Annotated in this window: 13 protein-coding genes, 2 pseudogenes and 1 riboswitch; of the genes and pseudogenes, 11 read left to right on the top strand and 4 right to left on the bottom strand. The window is 34.3% G+C overall.

Going from position 1 to position 18,253, the window contains the following annotated elements; genetic code table 11:
• The first annotated feature begins 9 nt into the window (after nt 1–9).
• The 3 genes and pseudogenes from VZL98_01850 to VZL98_01860 all read left to right on the top strand — a co-directional run bounded on the left by VZL98_01850 (nt 10) and on the right by VZL98_01860 (nt 4,133).
• A pseudogene (locus tag VZL98_01850) lies at nt 10–1,318 on the top strand (glycine/betaine/sarcosine/D-proline family reductase selenoprotein B).
• Nucleotides 1,319–1,420: 102 nt separating this feature from the next.
• Nucleotides 1,421–2,887 (top strand): annotated as a pseudogene (locus VZL98_01855) (BCCT family transporter).
• 209 nt (nt 2,888–3,096) lie between these two features.
• Nucleotides 3,097–3,230: riboswitch (adenosylcobalamin (AdoCbl) riboswitch) on the top strand.
• 54 nt (nt 3,231–3,284) lie between these two features.
• Complete coding sequence (locus VZL98_01860; GenBank protein WVH63726.1) at nt 3,285–4,133, top strand: YitT family protein; 849 nt, start codon at nt 3,285–3,287, stop codon at nt 4,131–4,133.
• A gap of 90 nt (nt 4,134–4,223) precedes the next feature.
• On the opposite strand, the gene VZL98_01865 is transcribed toward VZL98_01860, so the two are convergent.
• Nucleotides 4,224–5,540 carry an ISL3 family transposase gene (locus tag VZL98_01865; GenBank protein WVH63727.1) on the bottom strand — a complete coding sequence of 439 codons (1,317 nt, stop codon included), beginning with the start codon at nt 5,538–5,540 and terminating at the stop codon, nt 4,224–4,226.
• A gap of 258 nt (nt 5,541–5,798) precedes the next feature.
• Nucleotides 5,799–6,755, bottom strand: a complete 957-nt coding sequence (gene speB / locus VZL98_01870; GenBank protein WVH63728.1) for an agmatinase — start codon at nt 6,753–6,755, stop codon at nt 5,799–5,801.
• Nucleotides 6,756–6,917: 162 nt separating this feature from the next.
• On the opposite strand from speB, the gene VZL98_01875 reads away from it, so the two are divergent.
• On the top strand, nt 6,918–8,444 hold the full coding sequence (locus tag VZL98_01875) for a hypothetical protein (GenBank protein WVH63729.1): 1,527 nt from the start codon (nt 6,918–6,920) through the stop codon (nt 8,442–8,444).
• 92 nt (nt 8,445–8,536) lie between these two features.
• On the opposite strand, the gene VZL98_01880 is transcribed toward VZL98_01875, so the two are convergent.
• Together VZL98_01880 and VZL98_01885 are read right to left on the bottom strand one after the other, a co-directional pair.
• Nucleotides 8,537–9,322 (bottom strand): hypothetical protein, encoded by a 786-nt coding sequence (locus VZL98_01880; protein WVH63730.1) that lies wholly within the window; start codon nt 9,320–9,322, stop codon nt 8,537–8,539.
• Nucleotides 9,322–9,759, bottom strand: coding sequence for a GNAT family N-acetyltransferase (locus VZL98_01885; protein WVH63731.1), 438 nt, complete (start codon nt 9,757–9,759; stop codon nt 9,322–9,324). Before VZL98_01885 ends, VZL98_01880 begins: the two co-directional genes overlap by 1 nt.
• Nucleotides 9,760–10,016: 257 nt before the next feature.
• Here VZL98_01885 and VZL98_01890 point away from each other — a divergent pair, with 257 nt between their 5' ends.
• From VZL98_01890 to VZL98_01920, 7 genes are all read left to right on the top strand, one after another.
• Nucleotides 10,017–11,528: a hypothetical protein gene (locus VZL98_01890; GenBank protein ID WVH63732.1), complete on the top strand. Its 1,512-nt coding sequence runs from the start codon at nt 10,017–10,019 to the stop codon at nt 11,526–11,528.
• Nucleotides 11,529–12,140: 612 nt separating this feature from the next.
• Nucleotides 12,141–13,226, top strand: coding sequence for an alanine--glyoxylate aminotransferase family protein (locus tag VZL98_01895; protein WVH63733.1), 1,086 nt, complete (start codon nt 12,141–12,143; stop codon nt 13,224–13,226).
• Between the two features lies 1 nt (nt 13,227).
• A complete protein-coding gene (locus VZL98_01900; protein ID WVH63734.1) occupies nt 13,228–14,136 on the top strand; it encodes a D-2-hydroxyacid dehydrogenase in 909 nt (302 codons plus the stop codon).
• Nucleotides 14,129–15,337 carry a DUF1015 family protein gene (locus VZL98_01905; GenBank protein WVH63735.1) on the top strand — a complete coding sequence of 403 codons (1,209 nt, stop codon included), beginning with the start codon at nt 14,129–14,131 and terminating at the stop codon, nt 15,335–15,337. Before VZL98_01900 ends, VZL98_01905 begins: the two co-directional genes overlap by 8 nt.
• 184 nt (nt 15,338–15,521) lie before the next feature.
• On the top strand, nt 15,522–15,695 hold the full coding sequence (locus tag VZL98_01910) for a hypothetical protein (protein WVH63736.1): 174 nt from the start codon (nt 15,522–15,524) through the stop codon (nt 15,693–15,695).
• Nucleotides 15,696–16,148: 453 nt separating this feature from the next.
• On the top strand, nt 16,149–16,316 hold the full coding sequence (locus VZL98_01915; GenBank protein ID WVH64527.1) for a cell wall-binding repeat-containing protein: 168 nt from the start codon (nt 16,149–16,151) through the stop codon (nt 16,314–16,316).
• A gap of 152 nt (nt 16,317–16,468) precedes the next feature.
• Nucleotides 16,469–18,052, top strand: a complete 1,584-nt coding sequence (locus tag VZL98_01920) for a hypothetical protein (GenBank protein WVH63737.1) — start codon at nt 16,469–16,471, stop codon at nt 18,050–18,052.
• Nucleotides 18,053–18,253: the final 201 nt, after the last annotated feature.

The raw sequence follows: 18,253 nt of genomic DNA on the forward strand, positions 1-18,253 counted from the left end.
GTGAAAAAAATGAAAAAATGTCTATACTATATTAATCAGTTTTTTGCCGGAGTCGGTGGAGAAGAGGAAGCTCATTTTAAGCCTGAACTTAGAGAAGGATTTTTCGGTCCCGGTTTGGCATTAAATGACGCATTGGAAGATTGTGAAATCACTCATACCATAGTTTGTGGTGATAATTATATCGGTGAGAATAAAGAAAAAGCAGTAGAGGAAATATTTGAGTTAATTGAAGGACTTGAATTTGATTTATTTGTTGCAGGACCGGCATTCCAAGCAGGAAGATACGGTGTTGCCTGTGGAATGATTTGTGGAAGCAGTAGAAAAGAAATACAATGTCCCTGCACTGACTTCAATGCATATTGAAAACCCCGGTGTTGAGATGTATCGTAAAAAAGTAATCGTATTTAAAGGCGGTAATTCTGCAGCTAAGATGCGTGAAGATGTTAAAAAAGTTGCTGCTTATGCCAATAAATTATTAAAAGGAGAAAAGACTCTTTCAGCTGAAGAAGAAGGATACTTCCCAAGAGGAGTTAGACATCAAGTATGGTTGGAAGAGCCTGTAACTGCAGCAAAAAGAGGCGTTGACATGCTGGTTAAAAAACTTAATGGTGAAGAGTTTGAAACTGAGCTTGTAATCGAAAAGAAAGAACTGGTTCCTGTAGCAGAACCAATTAAAGACTTAAAGAAAGCAAAAATTGCACTTCTTAACACCGGTGGAATTGTTCCGGTTGACAATCCCGATAGAATTCAATCAGCATCGGCTACCAGATGGGGAAGATATGATATCTCCAATATGGATAAGTTACTGGGCGGAGAATTTAAAACAATCCATGCCGGATTTGACCCTGCAGCTGCAGATGCAGATCCAAATGTAATTATGCCGGTCGATGTTATGAAGGATATGCTTAAAGAAGGAGTATATGGCGAACTTCATCCATACTTCTATTCAACAGTTGGTACTGGAACTACCCAGGCTGAAGCAGCCAGAATGGGAAGAGAAATGTTAAAATACCTTCAAGAAGATGGGGTTGACGGAGTACTTATGGTCTCCACCTGAGGTACTTGTACACGTTGCGGTGCAACGATAGTTAAAGAAATAGAAAAAGCCGGACTTCCGATAGTTCAGTTATGTAACTTGGTTCCTGTAGCTCTTACAGTTGGAACTAATAAGATAGTACCTACTATATCAATACCTTATCCATTTGGAGATCCTTCAACTTCTAAAGAGGAGCAATATGATCTTAGATATAAACTGGTAAGAAGAGCATTGGAGGCACTTACCGAAAACGTTGAAGAACAAACTGTTTTCAAAGCATAGAGTATTAAGCTTAGCTATAATCAAAGGTCGAAAGCTTACTTGAGGATTTCAAAATGCTTTCGACCTTAATCCTACAGTGAGACTGTAGAGAAGGTGGTGTGTATGAAAAAAGATAATTCCGTATTCAATATATCCTTGGTCATTGTAGCAATAATTGCAGGCTGGGGTATAGTCAGTCCCAAGGGATTTGGTAAAGTCGCTGATTCTGTTTTTAAAGGACTAACTCAATACTTCGGTTGGTTCTACCTCATGGTCATGTTTTGTTTTGTCCTATTCGTAGGATATTTAGCCTTTAGCAAATATGGGAATATTGTTTTGGGACCGGACGATTCTAAACCGGAATATTCAACTATATCTTGGTTTGCAATGCTTTTTTCAGCAGGTATGGGTATAGGTCTTGTATTCTGGGGAGTAGCAGAACCTTTAAATCATTTTATGGCACCTGGAAGAGGATTGGTTTCGGGGAGTCCTGAAGCAGCTGATTTTGCAATGTTTGCATCATTTATGCACTGGGGATTACATCCATGGGCAAATTACACAATAATAGCACTGCCCCTTGCATATATGCAGTTCAGAAAGAATAAACCGGGTCTTATCAGTAGTATATTGATTCCATTAATCGGGGAAGAAAGAGCGAGAGGACCAATTGGTAAATTCGTAGACATATTGGCAATATTTGCAACAGTGGCAGGTGTAGCTACATCACTTGGACTTGGGGTTCTACAGATAAATAGCGGTATGAATTATTTATTTGGAGTTCCAATTAATAATTTTGTGGCACTTATAATAATCATCGTCGTGACATTGGTATTCGTAGGAACAGCAGTGTTGGGAATTGAAAAAGGTATCAGTTTGATTTCCAATATAAATATAGTGATAGCAGGATTGATAATGCTGGTTTTATTCCTTGTAGGTCCTACATTAAAGATATTAAATTCATTTACAAACGGTCTCGGTCAGTATATATCTGGACTTGTGCAAGACAGCTTGGCAATTAGTACCTATGGAGATAATTCATGGCTTGCAGGTTGAAGAATATTCTACTGGGCTTGGTGGATTGCATGGGCACCTTTCGTTGGAGTATTTATTGCCAGAATATCAAAAGGCAGAAAGATTAGAGAATTTGTGCTAGGGGTTACATTGGTACCGGCGCTTGGATCTTTCATTTGGTTTGCAATATTCGGAACAACCGGAATAAACCTTGGACCAGAAGTTGCAGCTCAGGCAATTCAAAAAACTGAGACTGCATTATTTGTCGTCATGGAGCATGTTCCTCTTGGAAGCATCCTGTCGGCAGTGGCAATTGTGTTATTATACACATTCTTCGTCACAAGCGCCAATTCAGCGACATTCGTACTTGGTATGATGAGTAGGAATGGAACTCTAAATCCCGATGTAAAAACAAAAGTACTTTGGGGAATTATACAATCAGCATTGGCATATGCTCTAATGCTGGCAGGAGGACTACAAGTACTTCAAACTGCATCAATTACAGTAGCCTTCCCATTTGCAATAGTAATGATCTTTGCAATGGTAAGCATAATGAAAGCGTTAAAAACGGAGTTTTAATATAGAAAATACCGCAGCCTATGGATTGCGGTATTTTTATTTAAAAAATCTATACCAATCTATGCTGAAGTCACAAAATTTTAATTAGCAGACTAAATTATTTCTTTTCTGAGATTATAATTTCTTTTATATCTTTACAATTATTGATAACTAACTCAATATATGTTACTATGATTAAGACATTATAATACATACTATTCGGTTTGCGAATTTGCAATTAAATCTGGAAGTCGAGTGAAAATCTCGCGCGGTCTCGCCACTGTGATATTGATAATATCAATTAAGTCAGGTCTTTTGCCGAATATGTCCTGGTATTTCTACGATGTATAGAAGAGGGAGAAGTTTGTGTTACTCCATCTTTGAAGAGATTTATACATAATAACTTCAAGGAGTGAAAATGGAAATTAATAAAAATATTAGTAAATTGTTGGCTGTAATTATTGGTGAGTTGCTGTGCGCAATTGCCATCACTTATTTTTTTGTACCCCATAAACTGCTCAGTGGTGGTATCGGTGGTATTGCAATTATGATTCAGTATTTGACGAACTATTCGAGTGGTATTTTTATTTTCTTATTCAATATACCATTATTTATATTAGGATTTAAGAAACTTACCAAGAACTTTATGTTTTACACTTTTATCTCAGCGAATCTATTATCTATTTATTTGATGGTTTTAAAAGCAGTTAATTTTAATTTTCAGATAGATGATATAATACTCTCTGCGATATTTGGTGGCGTAATTAACGGGATAGGTATGGGAATCATGTTTAGGTTCGGTACAAGCCAAGGCGGTCTTGACATACTTGCTATTATTGCTAGAAAAGACTGGAATATGAATATTGGCTCAGCACTACTTGGAATGAATCTCATAATTGTTTTAATAGCATCCGTACTATTTGGATTGACAAGAGGACTTTATACAATTGTTGCCATGTACATCGGATACCAAGTTGTAGACAAGGTAATAAGTGGTTTTGATGTAAAGAAACAAATATTGATCGTATCCAAACACAGCCATGAAATAGCTCAAAAAATAATGGTAGACCCACATAGAGGTGTAACTTATTTTCAAGCTAAGGGAGCCTATACCGGCGACTCTAAAGATGTAATCTACTGCGTTGCGAACAATAGACAAGTAGTCAGGATAAAAGAAGTAGTCGATGAAATTGATCCAAGAGCATTTATGTCGATTTCTCCAATGACCGAAGTAAAAGGTAAAGGATTTGCAAATGCGGAAATATAAAAAAGGTAGATCAAAATATAATTAGTGTTTAAAAACATAGGTTCTTTGTCAAATAGTGTTGGTATATAAATTAATCACAAACTATTAATGTCAGGCAGCGTTAGCTGCCTGACGTTTTTTTACACTTACAGTGTCTTTTGGTACTATCATTTTCTTGCAAATTAATATTCGATTCCTAAAATGATAGTACGACCTGTATCCGAAAGCAACTCTTTTTAAACACTTAATAAAATTATTAATACCTTCTAAACATCCATTTGTAACATTGACTTCTAAGCAATTTTTTACGTACTCAAAGTCCTTTAAAAGCGTGTTAATACTAGTTTTCATAGCATCTGATACCTCATCTGAATAATATTCTAAATGTGCCTTTAAGGAGGCAATATCTCCGTTTTCTACATCCTTTAAAAGAATCTGATAACAATCATAAGTATTTAGAAGTGTTTTGTTGACACTAATACTATCCATAACCACATCTCTAGCACTTTTCCATCTTTCAAAATGTATCCACTTTCTAAAACGTGTAGAATTAAGCTTTAAATAAGGCTTTTGTATCAGCTTCCAATACCTTTTTAACCTTTTGTATTCCATTGAATACTTAGAAAAACTATTCATAACTTCTATTCTTGTTTTGTTCAATGCTCTAGATAAGTGGTTAACTATATGGAACTTATCAAATACTATCTTAGCATTAGGGAAAAGATCAGAAATTAGACTAATGTATGGCTGATACATATCTATACATATACTTTTAACCGATTCTCTAGCACATTCACTAAACCTAGAAAAATAGCGCTTAAGATAGTGTAATTGCCTGTTTTCAACAATATCGATAATATCATGAGTAATAGCATCACAGAAAATAAAGCTCATAGATCCTTTAGCAGTTTTTGTGGATTTAAACTCATCAAAACATAGATGTTCTGGTAAAAACTGATAATTAGGCTTAAACTGTTCAAAAGCTTGATCTACACATTTAGAAACCGTAGAATGAGAAACATAATGTAAACTAGCAACATCTTTTTCACTTACTTTCATGGTCAAATTAGTTGTAATATGAGCTTTTACTCTATTAGAAATAAAACAATTCTTTTTAACAATATCAGTTTCAGCTATAAAAGTAGAATTACACTCCTTACATAAAAATCTCTGCTTTTTAAGTCTCAAGAAAGTAGGTTCGCCATTAAAAGGAAGAAGTTTAATATCAGAAGACTTAGTGCCGTGTTTAATAATGCTTGGGCTATGCACGTTACCACAAACGGGACAAACAGAAGCATTATAGGTAAGCCGGCCAAAAATCAAATTGTAAGAGATATTCTTCTTTTTAATCTTCTCGACATTTTCAAAAATCTCAATATTTTCATCTTTTAAATCTAATAAATTTAAGATATAATTACTAATAGACATAGTGGCCTCCTTATTTTTTTGTTGTGGTGATTAAATTATAAAGGAAATTGGTCACTATGTCTTTATTTTTTAAAAAGAAAATAGTGCCCGCAAAGAAACTAATATTTCTTCACCAACACTATAAATTATAGAGCCAAAACATATCCAATATACCAAACGGCCCATCTTCATGATGAGCCGTTTTTTTAGTGAACCCGAAGATTTTAGATGCCTAAACAAAAGGTCAACCAATGTGGACTTTTGGTTGACCTTAAATATTTATTGATTCTTTTTCTTAAGTGCCAGCAGCGCTAAAAACTCAAACACTACATTTGCAGCGAGTAGTGAAGTAATATCTGCAATGTCATAGGGTGGTGCGACTTCTACGATATCAAATCCAACAAAATTAATATCTTTTAAGCCTCTAATAAACTGAAGACCTTCAAAAGATGTATAACCTCCTACTTCAGGCGTTCCTGTGGCAGGAGCATAAGCAGGATCAAAAAAGTCGATATCAAATGTTAAAAATGCTTTATTGTCTCCAACTACTTCACAGATTCGTTTAATCGTCTCAGGAATTCCGATTTCTCTGACCTCATGAGTGGGGATAAGAGTTAAGCCTAGTTCTTTTGCGAGTTTAAACTCGCCGGCATCATAAAGTGAACCTCTCATTCCAATTTGGACTGATTTATGCGGATCTATCAAACCTTCTTCTATAGCTCTTCTAAATGGTGTCCCATGATTATATTTTTCTCCAAATACTTCATAATTAATATCGGCATGGGAGTCAAAATGTATCAAGCTGACCTTGCCGTGTTTCTTATGAATAGCTCTAAGTTCACCAAGTGTTATTGAGTGATCTCCACCCAATGCTATTGGGACGGCACCGGCATTTAGTATTTCAGAAGTGAATTCTTCAATTCTTTCATACGTAGGATGAATATATCCTGGGACAATATTTACATCGCCTAAATCAGCGCCTGTCAGATAATCCAATAGATTTACTTCATGGATGGTATGATTGGTTTTCATCATTACTGAAATATTTCTGATTGCTTGAGGACCGAATCTAGCTCCAGTTCTGTATGAACAGGCAGTATCAAATGGAATCCCATAAATAGCAAAATCCAACCCTTCAGATTCTGAAACTCTCTCCATTCTCATAAAATTTCCCGTATTGCAAAATCTTGGAGAAGCAAAAGCCGTAGATGGCTGTTTAATTTGTTTTTCTTTCATCTTTACCTCCGTATACTTCATGGCTTAATTATACACATTTAAGACGAGGTCTTGCAAGGTAAAAAAATATCTTGATACCAGTAGACTTTACTACAATATAGCGATTAAGTAATTTTGCATAGGGTATATTACTAATAAGAAAACCGGGAAGGGGGTGAAGTTATGAATTTTATCATTTCCAAGAAAAAAATTGCGGGATGTATTTACTTATTGGCAATTATATTTTTAATGACCGGATGTAATCAGTATAATTTTAAAACAAAGGATGAAGCAAAGACAATCAATGTAGAGATAGAAAAAACTGAAGAACCAAAAGATGATGATAAAACGGAAGAAATTAGGCTTAATGCAGTAATTGAAAAAGAGAATATAGATATAGCAGAAGAAACTAAAGATGAAGTTTTGACTCATGATTCCCATGAGAAATCGGAAGAATTTAAAATAGAAGTCTACGAATTAAAATTACCAAGTATTGATGCTTTAAAACCGTATGTCACAGATACCGGGGATGAAGTAAGGCCTTATATATCCATACCACAAATCACGCCCGTTAATGATGAAATAAAGTATTATAATAGACAAATGGTTAGATTTGCAGAGTTTTTAGTAGATAACTTCAAGATGGATGAGCAGTACCAAGCTCAACATACCGGTACTGCGAGTTATGAATCTTATGTAAACAATGGTATCCTATCTGTTATTACTAAGCATAACAGCCGTTTAGATGGTAGAAAAGAACCTTTTATGAATTCTATAAATGTGGAGATGACTACCGGTCATGTATTAACCGCTGATGAAATGATGAAAAGAGCGGGTATTATAAACTTTGCGCCTAAGTTGGATTCTGTAATAATGAAAGAGCTAAAAAAATTTGAATATTACTTATCGAATGAACCCTATCAATATTTAAAAGCTATGATTCTTATGACAAATTGGAATCAGTACTTTCAATTGAAATCCGTATTTGAAGATAATCATAATAAGCATGAAAAGGAATACCGGCCATTAAAACCATATGAAATAGACTCCCAAATAGCTGCAACTTTCTTAGACGAAAATGGAGAACTTGCATACATTTTAAATGTTAACGCGCCTACCGGAGTCGGAGTGGATCAAGTTATATTTTATCCTAAAAATGAACAGGACTACGAACCCGGTTTAAATAAGGCTTACGAATATTTTGCTCAAAACCTGGAAATTGATCCAAAAAGTGAAGAATCACCAGTAGCTTTGATAGCTTATATAGGTGGACTCCCATCAAGTGAGCCTACTGAAAAATTAAATGAGATACTAATGAATTCACATTTAAAACTGACTCAGATTTCAAAAATAAAAGCAAATCTAGACAATGAAGATAAGGGGACGGAATTATATATAATAATACCCAAGTATGTAGATACATGTATGTACCTATATACCATGGTGTCAGAAGATCAACCAATTCCACTGGACGGAACTACTCAGATGATCTTAATGTCGACAAATAGTAATAGTTCGGATGGAATATTAATACGAATTCAACATAGAGGCAATTTGGTTTTTTATAGTACGAGGCAAAACGAAGAAGGTATACTTAATAATATACCTAAGGAGATAATGGATATTTCAGACTTTCTTGTAATAAAAAATGGTGAAGTACCTAAAGAAGTTAAAAACTTTATAGAAAGCTTTATAATGGGACTGGATTAAGTGGGGCATATTCACTTAATCCTGTTGATTATATTTAGACTGTTTTTATTATCTTTTTTCATTTGGTAAAGAATCAAACCGAGAGCTTTATTCTAATAACCTAAGAAGTGAGATTGTAATTCTATATATCCTCCGATTTTTATACGGTACATATCATTATCCAGAGATTTTATACTGGCATTTATACTTCCCCCTGGCTGTACTATATCAAATTCTGCATAATCAGCATCTTTCTCATTACAAAGATATATTGAGGCTGCTACTGTACCAGAACCACAGCTACCTTCACGAATCAATGTATCAGTTTGAGCAACGTAAACAAGTGGAACCATGGTAAGAGCGTTTGTGTCCAAGTACATAACTCCTGTAGCTTCAGGATTGTACAGAGTTTTAACTTTATGTAAAACCCTTGCAGTTAGGTCTTCATCCTCTTTCATATCAAGTGCTAATACATGCAAAATCCCATCCAAATGAACTACAGGGAAAATCACGCCATCTATTTCTAATTCTGTAATTTTCTTTTCTACCATTAGTTCAATTCCGGCAGTGCTTTCATTAGTATTTGTGAAAGCCAAGACCGGAGTTTCTGCGCCTGATACTTCTATTAAAAATTCCTTTTCACCTTGAAGCTCTTCAAAAGCTAGAAACATTGCAAAACTTCTGGAAGCATTAGCACAAAACTCTCCTCCCATCATCTCCAGTCTACCGATCGTATTATCCAGTTTAGGTTCTTGTATAAATCCGACTTGTTCAATATTATAACCCGGTATAGCCATTAAACTCTCAGCAATTTCAATATAATGTTCACTGTTAATATTTCCGGGGACTAATGCAGTTATATTTCCGGCAGGGTTGGCAATTATAACTTCTTTTCTCATTAAGTGACCTCCTTCTCCATCATTACATGTGGAATCCCCTTATAATCAAAAACTTGTGAAGTAGTTTCATATCCTAGGGATTCATAAAAACCCTTTGCGGTTGTTCTTCCTTTTAGGGACAGCTTTTTTATCCCCAGTTTTTTCGCAGATTCATGTATTTTATCCATCATTAGCTTGCCGTAACCAAGACCTCGAAACTGATCGAGTACAATTACGGCTCGAACTATTCCTTCATTGTTTTCTGTAGGTTTCAAGAATGCCATAGATATCATTCTCTCGCCTAGGAAGCCGGCATACATTTCAGATTCGAAATCATCTGATAAGTCATCATCATAAATACTTAATCCTTGAGGCCTTCTAAAAACCTCATCTCTTATTTCGAGAGAGATTTTATACTCTTGGCTATTGATATCAAATTTTCTAATTAAAAAATTCATATAATCCCCCTTAAAATGTATAATAAATGTACTTCATTATATATATACCTCAATTTTGTAAAAATAATTATTTTTATTAAAACTTAGACAAAAGTATCGATATACATCATTGAATATGGTCATAGTAATCACTTTTAATAATGATACTTTGATGCGAATGATTTAATACAATGCATAGATTAAGTATTGTAACAAAGGGTATATTAAATAAAAGAGATAATCTATATTACCTTAAAACAATTTGGGGAGTGATATTTATGAAAATCAAAAACAACATACTGAACTTACTGATTCCGGTTTTAGTACTTACGATTTTTTTGCTCGCCGGATGTAATGAGACTACAAAGAATGGTGGAAGGATAATTACGGATAATGAAAAGCAAAATGATAAAACTCTGGGTAAAGATAATGAAAATAATGAAAAAATCAATGATAATACGAAAACTAAACTAACTGAAGAATCTGATAAAACAAAAGATGATAAAGTGGAGAAGGAAGAAAAGTCTGAGACTGCGCCTGAAGAATTAAATATAGCAGTATACAATCTCAAAGATCCTGTTATCGATAGAATATTACCCTATACTGTAAATGATAAAACAATTAATCCAGAGATTATGATTCCACAAATTACTCCTATTAACGATGATATTGAAAATTTTAATTATCAGATGAAGGAACTAGCCATAGATTATGCTGAAACTTTTAGTTATGGAGAAGAATACCAAAACGAAACACCCGATTCAATAAATTATGAATCTTATAAAACAAATGGCGTACTAACAGTTATAATAAAGCATGATAGTAAAAATATGGGGTACATAAAACCACTTGAAAATGCAATCAGTATCGATGTATATACAGGTGAGGTTTTATCAAATAACGAATTAATTGAAAGAGCTAAGATACCCGAATTTATTGAAAAACTCGAATCCTCAATAAATGAAGATTTGAATGCTTTTAAAGAATTTCACACCCCTGAGGAGTATTCCTATTTAAGGGCTAATACCTTAGTAAAAAATTGGAATAAATACTATGGTATTGAACCAATTTATTCTTGGTCTACAGAAAATGGAAATAGGAACTATAAACCGACAGAGGTCTATGGCGATCAACATGAAGCTGTTTCATATCTTTCTGAATCAGGACAGTTGATATATACCAAAACGATAGAGACTCCGGCGGCAAGTGGTGAAGATTATAGAACCTTTCAACCGATAAATCAAAATAATCACAGGCCTGAAATAAATCCGGCTTATGAGCATTTTGCTAAAACACTAAAAATAGATTCCAGTAAAGAAAATGCGCCACTAGCATTTATTGGACACCTTGGAGAGACTGCAAGCACGACCGGAATCGAAAAAATTAACAGTCTTGTAGATGAATCAATACTTGCTCTTAAAGATATAATGAGAATTAATGAAAATGCTATGGATCCGTATAAATTCTCGACACTTTACTTAATCATCCCCAAATATAATGATACATGTATTTTCTTCTCAAATGCAAACAGTAAAGGTTATTCATTTCATATTAACATTGATACAATGAATACTCTATTTAACACATATCAAGATCACGAGCTTTCAAATTGTGAGGTGAGAGTCCAGCATAGGGATAAAATGGTTATATTTAAGCCTAAACTGGACGAGGGATACAACTTAACAGAACTACCTAAAGAAATAGTAGATATAAGTAAAAATATTGGTAGATCTAATTTTACTGAAGTAAGTAATGAAGTATTTAAGTTTTTTGAGTATTTTAATGATTAAAATAAAGCGGCCGTTAGGTCGCTTTTAAATTAGAGCCAAACCCTAATAAAGAACAAGGTTTTTTTGAGGTTATATTTTTCCGGCTCCATCTTTTGGCAGTCGAATTCTGGTAAATCACCTTGTTCTTCTAATGGCTCCATCTGACGAGGGAGCTGTCTGCGATAGCAGACTGAGGGAGAGATATACAAAGGAATTCGAAGAATTCTACTGCTATACTTGAACTCACTACGAACTACTTCCATACTTACAACCATCTTCACACTTCCACGTTTGTTACCATGACTAATCTAATGGAGAAAGAAACTTCTTTTTTGCAATTATCCAAAGTATTTATCATGAAAATCTAAAATACATTAAAGTAGAAGCTGTAAACTCCTAATCCGGTTGATGCTTTTTTATTTAAACTTTCGAAGTATAAATCTAAAATTTAAAAGAATTGACCATTATTTAATCTAATACTAAAAAATCTTCATTTAGAATGAGGATTTTTCTAATATTTAACGAGTATTTTAATATTTCCATACCAATATTTTTCGTTAATTCGATACAATACTTGTTTAAAGGGATAAATTGTGATAGAATAGGAGAAATTTATAAAAAAAGGAGGTACATATGCATACTAAACTATTTATACCCGGACCGGTAGATGTAAGGAAAGATGTATTAAATAAAATGGCGAATCCTCAAATCGGTCACAGAGGTAAAGAAGCATCTGAGCTTCAAGAAAGAATTGAAGAAAAACTGAAAGTAGTATTTAAGACGAAAAATCATGTTCTGATTTCAACATCTTCAGGATCAGGACTAATGGAAGGTGCAATCAGATCGTTTACAAAGAAAAGGGCAGCAGTTTTTTCGTGTGGTGCATTTGGAGATAAATTCTACAAAATATGTACCGCCAATGGTGTTCCAGCAGATGTATGTAAGATCGAAATGGGGAAAGGATTTTCTCCACAAGAGGTTATCGACTTTCTAAACAAGGGTGATTACGACTTACTTACATTACAGCATAACGAGACATCAACAGGTGTTACAAACCCCATAGGCGAAATAATTGCTTCGGTTAAAGAATGGCATCCCGAGATAATTATCGTTGTAGATGCGGTCAGTTCGCTTGGCGGTATGGATATCCCTGCTGATGATTGGGGAATTGATGTATTGATTACATCATCACAAAAATGTATTGGACTCCCTGCAGGTATTTCATTTGCATCTATTAGTGAGAGAGCTATCGAAAAGGCAAGAGGAATTGAAAATAGAGGGCTTTATTTTGACTATGTGACTCTCTATGATTTTAATTTAGAAAAACATCAATACCCTTCCACTCCTACTCTACCTCATATGTTTGCACTTGATTATCAATTGGATAGAATCCTTGAAGAAGGCCTTGAAAATAGATACGCTAGACATAGAGCTCTGGCAGACATGGTTAGAGAGTTTGCTGAAAAGTACTTTAAACTCTTTGTTGAAGATGAAAAGCTTAGATCAGACACGGTTACTTGTATAGCGAATACCAGAAATATCGATATTGGAGAGCTGAACAAAAAATTAACTGAAAGAGGATATATAATATCAAATGGCTACAAAGCACTTAAGGACATAACTTTTAGAATATCTCATATGGCAGATTATACTGAAGAAGATGTAAGAGGACTGCTCGATGCCATGATTGAAGTATTGGGATTAGAGGTGGATGATTAAAATGAAAAGAGTTCTGATTGCCGATGGGATGGATCCTCAAAAGATTGAAGAACTTATCGATAGAGGATTTGAAATAATAGATAAAAGAGTAGATAGTGAAGAGCTTCTAGATACAGTTAAAGTAGTCGATGCATTAGTAGTACGATCAAGAACAAAGGTGAATAAAAATGTTGTAGATGCGGCAGCAGAGGCCGGAAGACTTAAAGTCGTAATAAGAGCAGGTATTGGACTGGATAATATTGATTTAGAAGCATGTTCAAATGCCGGGATTGAAGTATATAATACACCGAATTCCAGTGCAAATGCTGTTGCAGAACTTGCCCTTGGACAGATGATTTCAATATCCAGAAATGTAGACCTAGCAAATATTGAACTGAAAAAGGGTCTATGGAATAAAGAAAAATATATGGGCGTGGAATTATCAGGAAAAACATTGGGGTTAATAGGATACGGGAGAATTGCCTGTGAACTAGCTAAGAAAGCGAATGCACTTGGCATGAATGTAATTTTTACCAGTAGAAGTGATAAAAAATGTGAAGAATTTAGACAAGTGGACTTGAACCAGCTTTTATCAGAGTCGGACTACATTTCAGTTCATATACCCGGTGGCAAGGCAAATCATTACTTTATAAATGAGCCTGAGTTTAACAAGATGAAGGATGGAGTTTATCTGATAGATCTTGCTAGAGGTGGAATAGTGTGCGAAAGAGCACTTATTGAAGCACTTAATTCCGGAAAAGTAAGAGCTGCCGCGGTGGATGTATTTGAGTGTGAGCCCTCAGATAATACGGAATTACTTTGTCATCCAAAAGTATCAGTGACACCTCATATAGGAGCTTCAACATATGAAGCTCAGAAAAATATAGGTACTGAAGTAGTGGAGAGGTTGGTGGATAGATTATATGGTTAAACTAAGATCGTTCAAAGCTTTTAGACCGAGCTTTGATGATGCAGAGATAATTGCGGAACTGCCATATGATGTTATGTCAACTGATGAAGCTCGGGAAATAATAAAAGTAAATCCAAGGTCTATAATAGGGATTGACAGAGCAGAAGCTCACTTTGACAATATAGAATATAATGACCCCGCAGTATATAAAAAAGCGAGAGAGCTTTTTAAAGAAATAATTAAAAGCGGTGAACTAAAACAGGACGAGGACTCATCCATATACCTATATGTCCAAGAATTTAAAGGGAAAACTCAAAAAGGCATAGTAGCTTTGTCCTCAGCCGAAGACTACTTAAATAAAAAGATAAAAGTCCATGAAAAGACGATTGCAGAAAAGGAAGTTGATAGAACAAACCATATAGACATAACGGGATATCATCTAGGTCCGATTTTCTTACTATACGAGACGAATAAAAAAATAGAAAATATCATAAATGAAACTATAAAAAATGATAATGTTTTATTTGACTTTGAAAAAAACGGAGTTAGAAATACCGGTTATAAAATTATCGATTCAGAAGGAATCATCGAAGCCTTTAACGAAATAGAAAACACCTATATAGCAGATGGTCATCACAGGTCAAAATCAGCTATTAATGTTTATCTAAAAGACAGGGAAAATAATACAAGAAGAGAATCGGATTATTTTCTCTCGGTGCTATTTTCTAAAGATGATATCAATGTCATGGCTTATAATAGATACCTTCGTTCTTTAAAAGGACTTAAGACAGAAGAGGTTTTTGATGCATTAAGAAAATATTACGAAGTAGAAGAGCTTAAAGAATTCACTGAACCTGGGCAAAAGTATGAACTTTCTGTGTACCATGATAAAAAATCTTATAAGCTTACACTCAAAGACGAATATAAAAACTCTGATGTCCTGAAAGACCTTGACGTATCCAGTTTGCAAAAATATGTACTGAACGGTATTTTCGGCATTGAAGATCCTACTGTTGAAGATGATCTAGAGTTTGTAGGAGGAATACGAGGAATTAACCATTTAAAAACATTAGTCGATAAAAACGGAGGCATTGCCTTTTCCATGTACCCAACTTCAGCAGAAGACTTACTGTCTGTTGCTGGAAGAGGGGATATGATGCCTGCCAAATCAACATGGTTTGAACCAAAGCTTTTAAATGGACTATTTGTGCACGAAATGTAGTAATGAGAATTAAATAGGAATCCATAATGAACTGAACCCATAAGTTATCACAGAACCACTACCTGGTAACAATATGGGTTCTTTTTTTGATTATTTAATACTTATAAAGAATTATTAATAATCCGGTAAAGGAAATTTTATGTGCTATTATTAAATATAATACAACGCTTGAAAGGAGTAAAACATGTTAGCTTTTATTAAAGTATTTCTCATTTATATATCAATAGTAGTAGCTGTGTGTTTTGCTATTGCCAGGATAGTCTATATAGTTTTAAAATTACTCGGAAAAGATACCAAGTATCCAATAATTGAGAAATTAGGAAAGTTTACAAATTTCATTTCTGGGGAAGATTTATAGTATAAAAAGTAAGTTGTAAAATCAGTATGGTTTTATAAGGAATGCTTGTGCCTATTTATATATAATACATCAAAAGAGCTATTGAAGTTACATATATCAATAATGAGAATTTAGTATTTGAAAGCCTCCATCTGACGAGGGAGGTGGGTCGCCTAAGCGACTCGGAGGGAGAGAAACACAAAGAGCGACATCTTCACGTCGCTACATTAAAAGTCTTATTTCTAACCTCAAACCTCGTACATCTTACATCTGCTTTTCAGGTAGGTTTCATATAAAGAATTCCCCAAATATAAGTAATTACAGGTAAAACAAGAGTGGATTATAATACACATAAATGTTCAATCCCAGGTAAGTTATTGAATGAATATATGGATGTTTTATGTACTAGGATGCAAAATACCTCAAGAATAAAGAAAAGGCTTTTGCTGCAAGTGACAAATATTTGCAGATGCACTGGCAATTGCTCCGGTAGCTTACATTAAATCAATGCCAATACTATTGGTTAAGAAAGATGAAGTACCTGAAGTAATAAAAACTGAGATTAGGGAAATGGATGAAATAGTTGTAATCGGAGGAGAAGGAACCATTTCTAAATCTGCTAAAGAGATCTTAGCTAAATAATATCACATATCCTTCCACCAAACCCGGCAAATTAACTTTGCCGGGTTTGTTTTTCATTTAAATGGTTTTACACTAAGATAATAAAGTATTAATAAATATGATAATATCATTTGGCAACTGTGATATACTCAAATTGGATTGGAGGGGAGTTAATGTTTGGAAAGACTAAAAAATATTTAAGGAAGATTTATGGGAAGCCTACTGACAATGTTTATAAACCTGATGTTAATGTCAATGTAAGGTATCATTATGACTATGTTAGAAGGCAGAGTCGTGATTTTATGATAGATGATATTACATGGGATGATTTGAATATGGACAGGATTTATGAGAAATCGAATCATTGTTTAACTACTTCAGGAGAGCAGTATTTGTACTATATGTTAAGGTCTCCAAGTAGGGAAGAAGTAGAGTATAGGGACAAGTGTGAACGAATCAAGTTTTTAGAAGAGAATGAAGATATTAGGGACAGTTTGAGGCAGAAATTGTATAAACTCGGTAGGAATAAGGTTGCCGACATCTTCAATTTCATAAAAGATGAAAAGACTAATTATGAGAAACTAATCTTTTATATTGCGATGGGGCTGACCTTTATCATCACGCTGATACTTGCGATTCTAAATTACAAAGTCTATCTTAAATACACTACTATGATTGCAATAATAAATATAATTCTATACGAGTCCATAACTAAGAAAAGTCAGGTAAGATATGTAACTATCAATTATGCCTTGGGAATAATAAGGACCTCAAGTAAACTGGTGGCAGAGCTTAAAAAGTCGGGTCAGACACCGAGTGAGGAGGTACTTAATGCTCTTGCAAAACTGAATCCTCTCAGAATATATGGAGGATTTTCGGCAGTTAAGACAGGAAGTCCTATGGAGTTAATCGATGCGCTTACACTTCTGGTCCTAATACGATTGGAACTTGTGGTAAGCAAGATAAGTAAGTTTAGGGATGAATTGTTTATACTTCACAGTTTTGTTGGAGAAATTGATGCCTCTATCGCAGTAGGATCATATAAAAAGTGTTGTGAGAACATAACTACTCCGCAAATAGAATTTAATGCAGATGCTAAACCATATATAAAATGTATCGACGCTTTTCATCCACTAGTGGAAAACTGTGTTTCCAATTCAATAGATACTGAAAAATCAATACTTATAACCGGCTCAAATGCCTCCGGAAAATCTACTTATCTTAAAACTATAGGATTAAATGTAATCCTGGCTCAGAGTCTTTGTTTTAATTTTGCAAAAGAATACTCGGCAACTTCATTTGATACCATGTCCTCAATGGCTATCTCAGACGACATAGTCGAAGGAGACAGTTATTATGTAGCCGAAATAAAATCTCTTAAGAGAATACTTGACTACTCGGCAGGTGGAAGTAGGATATTTTGTATACTGGATGAGTTGTTGAGAGGAACCAATACTGTAGAAAGAGTGGCTGCAGCAAGTACCATTCTTGAAGAACTCGCCGGCAATAATCTTATCTGTATAGCTGCTACTCATGATATCGAATTAACTAGATTATTGGCAAATAAATACAATCAATTCCATTTTAGGGAAGAGGTTGTAGAAGATGAGATGACTTTTGATTACAAGATACATGAAGGACCAACCAAGTCTCGTAATGCCATTAAACTGCTATCCATAATGGGATTCAAACCTGAGACTATTAAAAATTCAGAATCCAGGGCAGGAAGATTTATTACAACCGGGATTTGGAGTTAAAAATACTTTAAAGCTAAGTAAAATATTAAATTATTTATCAAAAGACTTGCATTAATTATCTAGATGATGTATAATCCAATAAACACTTTAGAGGAGTAATGAGATGAAGATGATAAATCTGCAAACTAGACTTAATAATAAAGTTCATAGCCATCATCATAACCATGTGATCATTTGGGATGTTATCAGATGGCATTGTTT

Source organism: Peptoniphilaceae bacterium AMB_02 (assembly GCA_036321625.1).
In the GTDB taxonomy this organism is placed as follows: Bacteria; Bacillota; Clostridia; order Tissierellales; family Peptoniphilaceae; genus Microaceticoccus; species Microaceticoccus formicicus.